The organism is Streptomyces sp. NPDC056160, assembly GCF_042268205.1.
Classification (GTDB): domain Bacteria; phylum Actinomycetota; class Actinomycetes; order Streptomycetales; family Streptomycetaceae; genus Streptomyces.
Genome location: NZ_JBHJUW010000290.1, coordinates 1 through 3,590, shown reverse-complemented (window position 1 = coordinate 3,590; position 3,590 = coordinate 1). Strand labels below are relative to the sequence as shown.

General features: G+C 72.1%; 3 protein-coding genes. 1 reads left to right on the top strand and 2 read right to left on the bottom strand.

Annotated features, from left to right (window positions below):
- Positions 1-145: 145 nt before the first annotated feature.
- Positions 146-565 (bottom strand): hypothetical protein, encoded by a 420-nt coding sequence (locus tag ACFC02_RS42025; RefSeq protein ID WP_376368221.1) that lies wholly within the window; start codon positions 563-565, stop codon positions 146-148.
- 156 nt (positions 566-721) lie between these two features.
- Positions 722-1,732 carry a LacI family DNA-binding transcriptional regulator gene (locus ACFC02_RS42020; RefSeq protein ID WP_376368219.1) on the bottom strand — a complete coding sequence of 337 codons (1,011 nt, stop codon included), beginning with the start codon at positions 1,730-1,732 and terminating at the stop codon, positions 722-724.
- A 327-nt stretch (positions 1,733-2,059) separates the two neighbouring features.
- On the opposite strand from ACFC02_RS42020, the gene ACFC02_RS42015 reads away from it, so the two are divergent.
- A complete protein-coding gene (locus tag ACFC02_RS42015) occupies positions 2,060-3,538 on the top strand; it encodes a family 43 glycosylhydrolase (RefSeq protein WP_376368217.1) in 1,479 nt (492 codons plus the stop codon).
- The last annotated feature ends 52 nt before the right edge of the window (positions 3,539-3,590 follow it).

Genomic DNA, 3,590 nt, shown 5'->3' with positions numbered 1-3,590 from the left:
GGCGGGGGGGGCCGGTGGTACCGCTGGGCGCGGGGGGCGCCACCGCGGGCCGCGCCCGGCGGACGCCCGGCCGCTGGGGGCCCGGCCCTGCGCCGGCCGGGCCCCACTGCGTCGCGTTCCCTCGCCGCCGCGCGGGCGGCGCGTCTCAGCGGACCGTCACCTGGAAGTCGGCCGACGCCGTCTTGCCGCTGACGATGCGCAGGTCGTTCCTGCCCTTCAGGCCGAGCTTGACGCCGAGCGAGTAGGAGCCGCTGCGCGTGGTGTTCACGGAGGCGGGCAGGCTGACCCACTTGCCGTGCTGCTTCTGCTGCAGGGTCACCTTGCTGCCGGCCTTGATGCCGGTGGTGTGACCCGTGACCCGGAAGAGCTGCCAGGCACGGACCGAGGACACCGACGGCTTGGCGGTGATGGCGGCCTTGGCGGGCGCCGCCGTCTGCGTGGCGGCGGCGGGAGCCGCGGCAGCCGCCGCGGGAGTGGCCGCCATCGCGGTGCCCGCCAGGGCGAGGGAGGCCGCGCCGATGACACCGACGACGGCCGTACGCAGGGAACCCCGCTTCGAGATCATCACAGATCTGTCCCTTTCTGAGCTGAGAACAGCCTTTCGCACCAAAGGGCACCTACATGCCGATTGGCGTGGTCACTAGAAACGACGACACGGTGGCGGCAGGCGTTCATCGGGGCTTTGTCCCTGTCTTGTAACAGCGCGTCCGGGGCCGCTCTTTCAGCCGCGGCCGAGGGTGCTCTCGCGGCGTGCCAGACGGTGACCGGCGTGCATGCGGCGGCCCTCGGCGCGCGGCGCCCCGCCCAGCTGCGACAGGACCGATTCCACCGCCATCCGCGCGATGGACGCCTTGTCGGGCGAGACGGAGGAGAGGGTCACGGCACCGAAGCGGCCCTCCACCACGTCGTCGAAGCCGACCACCGCGACGTCCTCGGGCACTCGCAGCCCGCGCTCCGACAGCACCCGCATGGCGCCGATCGCGATGAGGTCGTTGTAGGCGAACACCGCGTCCGGCCGGTGCCCGGCCTCCAGCAGGCGTGCCATGGCCGCGGCCCCGTCGGCGTGCCCCCACCCGTCGGTGGCCGCGACCAGTCGCTCGTCGGCGACGAGCCCCGCCGCATCCAGCGCCTCCCGCCAGCCGCGCAGCCGCAGATGGGCGGGCTGGCTGCGCCCGCGGCGCGCTCCGAGGAAGGCGATGTCCCGCCGCCCGAGGGAGATCAGGTGGCCGACCGCCTCGCGGGCCGCGGCGACGTTGTCGATGGCGATGTGGTCGTACGGCAGGTCGTACTCCCGCTCGCCGAGCAGAACCAGCGGCACCGGCTCGGTCCGCTCCCGCAGGTCCTCCGCCTCCAGCTCGATGGGGCTGAGGATGAGCCCGTCGATGACCCGCGTACGGAAACCCTGACTGACCAGGATCTCCTGGTCGCGCCGGCCGCCGGTGTGGTCGAGGAGCACCGTGTAGTCGTGTTCGGCCGCCGCGTCGATGACCTCGGCGGCCAGTTCGGCGAAGTAGGAGTTGCCCAGTTCGGGCAGGGCCAGGGCCACGATCCCGGTACGGCCCTTGCGCAGGTGCCGGGCGGTGAGGTTGGGGCGGTAGCCCAGTTCGTCGATGGACCTGCGCACCCGCGCCCGCATCGCGGGGGTGACGTGCGGATGGTCGTTGACCACGTTGGAGACGGTCTTGATGGAGACGCCCGCGTGCAACGCGACGTCCTTGAGGCTCACCCGCACGACATTCCTCCCGCACCCGGGCAGGGGCCCCGGCCACCGACGGCCTCGCTCCACACCCGCGGACCGGGCCTCGGCATGCCGAAGGAGCGGCACCGTTTTCCCACGTTATACGGGTCCGGCCTCCGCAGTGGCAAGGCCCTTCCCCGGTGAAACCACCCAAGCACACACGTCCGACACCGTCTTGACGCTTCGTCAGCACCGCCCTACGGTGACGCCCCATCGGTGTTACATCGATGCAAAGAGGTGGATCGGGCGCACCGGGTCCGGACCCGCGGACCGACGCCCGCGGGCACCCCGCGCACGGCGATCCTCGACGAAGGAGCCCTGATGCACACGCAACTCCACGGAACACCGCCCCCCTCACGCCGCCTGCGCCTGCGCCTGCTCGGTGTGCTCGCCGCGCTCGGTCTGATCCTCGCCGGTACGTGTGCCGCACGCCCCGCCACCGCAGAGGCGGCCCCGCACACCGCCGCCGCCGGTACGTTCCGCAACCCGCTCAACACCGGCCCCGACCCGTTCATGACGTACTGGAAGGGGAACTACTACCTCACCACGACCCAGGGCGGCAGCATCCGCATGTGGCGCTCGCCCTCCCTCGCCACCCTGCTCACCGCCACCCCCGTGACAGTCTGGACCGACACCGACGGCTCCCGCGACCGGGACGTCTGGGCACCGGAGTTCTACCGTTTCGGCTCCCGCTGGTACCTGTACTACACCGCCGACGACGGCACGGACGACCACCACCGGATCTACGTCGCGGAGTCCGACCGGGACGACCCGGCGGGCCCCTACCACTTCAAGTCCGAGCTGGCACCGCCCAACCACGCCGCCGACTTCGCCATCGACCCCGGCATCCTCCAGCACGACGGCCGTCTCTACCTGGCCTACAGCGGCATCAACCAGTACCAGCACAACGGCATCAACATCGCGCCGCTGTCCGATCCGTACACCGTCTCGGGCGACGCCGTCGCCATCGACGCGGCGGGCGGCTGCCCGGAGGTCCGGGAAGGTCCGGAGTTCCTCTACCGCAACGGGCGCACCTGGATGACCTACTCCACCTGCGACACCGGCAAACCCGACTACCAGGTGTGGATGATGTCGCTGCCCGCGGGCGCCGACCCGCTGGTCCCCGGCAACTGGACGCAGCACCAGGGGCCGGTCTTCTCCCGCGCCGACGACCACGGCGTGTTCGGGCCGGGCCACCACGCCTTCTTCCGCTCGCCCGACGGCACCCAGGACTGGATCGTCTACCACGCCAAGACCACATCGGCCTACACCTACGGCAACCGCACCACGCGGGCGCAGCGCATCGGCTGGAACGCCGACGGCAGCCCCGCCCTCGGTGTCCCGCTCGCCATGGGCGCCACCCAGGACCTCCCCTCCGGCGACCCGGGCCCGGGAGCCTACTGGATCAACGACGACGGCCGCTCCAGCGGAGCCGGGACCGTCGGCTACACCGGTTCCTGGAACTCGGGCACCGGCTGCGCCGCCCAGTGCTTCTGGGGCGACGACCACTGGAGCGCGACCGCGGGGAACACCGCCACCTTCAGCTTCACCGGCACCCGCATCGCCCTGCTGTCCGTCCGCGACACCGGCAACGGCTACGCGGCGCTCAGCGTCGACGGCGGACCCGAGCAGCGGCTGGACTACTACGGTGCCGTCCGCACCGGGGAGACGCTCCAGTTCCTCAGCCCGCGGCTGCCCTACGGACGGCACACCCTGCGGGTGCGGGTGACCGGCGAGCACGACGGGCAGTCCCAGGCCTCGTACGTCAGCGTGGACCGCGCGGAGGTCTACGTGAACTGACCCGGCACGGCCCTCCCGGACCCGGCACGGCCCTCCCGGACCCGGTGGGTAC